This window comes from Alcanivorax sp. HI0083, from assembly GCF_001635175.1.
In genome coordinates, this window is sequence record NZ_LWFX01000163.1 from 1 (window position 1) to 1277 (window position 1277).

Below are 1277 nucleotides of genomic sequence, written 5' to 3' on the forward strand. Positions count from 1 at the left end.
GACGGGATTGCCCTGATCAGGGCACGCTTCCCGGGTCAGGTTACGAAAATCAATGCCAGTCTCGGTGACGCGGTCAAGGCTGGCGAGCCACTGGCCAGCATCGAATCCAACGACAGCCTCCAACCCTACACCTTGCGTGCGCCTTTCGCCGGTACCGTTATCCAGCGCAATATCAACGTCGGCGAGCTGGCCGGGGAGCAGGCGCTGTTCACCATCGCCAAGCTCGACCCGCTATGGGTGGAATTGAAAATCTTCCCGGGGCAGCGCCGCGAAATCGCACCAGGACAGCTGGTGCGAATTGACACCGGAGATGCCCAGCACGAGTCCAGGATCAGTCATATCGTGCCGCAGAACAGCGGCTCGCCCTACGTCATTGCCCGGGCAGAAATTGCCAACGCAGAGGAGCTGCTTTCACCGGGCCGGCTGGTTTCGGCGAGCATCGTGGTAGAGCGTATCGAAGTGCCGCTGGTGATAGAAAATCGGGCCCTGCAGTTGCTCGACGAATCCCAGGTCGTGTTTGTGCAAGAAGGCAATAGCTTTGAGCCCCGGCCTGTCGAGTTGGGCCGCACGGATGGCCAGTTCACCGAAATACTTTCTGGCCTGAAGCCCGGCGAACGCTACGTGGTGGAGAACAGCTATCTCATCAAGGCGGATATCGAAAAATCCAGCGTGTCAGACGACGATTAACAGGAGGCCACTATGATCGACGCTATCGTGCGCCTCTCTGTAGAACGGCGCTATCTCATGCTTTCGCTGATTCTGGTGCTGATCGGTGTCGGTGTCTGGAGTTTCCAGCGCCTGCCCATCGACGCGGTACCTGATATCACCAATGTCCAGGTGCAGATCAACACCGAGGCACCCGGTTATTCACCCCTGGAGACAGAGCAGCGCATCACGTTCCCGGTGGAGACGGCGCTGTACGGCCTGCCCAGCCTGTCCTACACCCGATCCCTGTCCCGTTACGGCCTGTCCCAGGTGACCGTGGTGTTCGAAGAAGGCACGGACATCTATTTCGCCCGCAACTTGATCAACGAGCGCCTTGGCGCCATCAAAAGCGTCCTTCCGCCTGGGCTGGAGCCGGAGATGGGCCCCATCGCCACCGGGTTGGGCGAGATTTTCATGTACACCGTGGATGCGGCGCCCGGCGCCACCCGGGAAAATGGTGAGCCCTGGGATGCCACTGCCCTGCGGGAAGTGCAGGACTGGATCATCAAACCTCAACTGGCCCAGGTGCCCGGGGTGATCGAAATCAATTCCATCGGCGGCTACGACAAGCA

At 60.0% G+C, this 1277-nt stretch carries 2 protein-coding genes; both read left to right on the plus strand.

Going from position 1 to position 1277, the window contains the following annotated elements; all coding sequences use genetic code 11:
• On the plus strand, positions 1-687 hold a 687-nt coding region (locus A3754_RS01755; RefSeq protein WP_156496687.1), incomplete at its 5' end, for an efflux RND transporter periplasmic adaptor subunit.
• Between the two features lie 12 nt (positions 688-699).
• The coding region (locus A3754_RS01760; protein WP_197468370.1) for an efflux RND transporter permease subunit at positions 700-1277 on the plus strand (578 nt) is incomplete at its 3' end.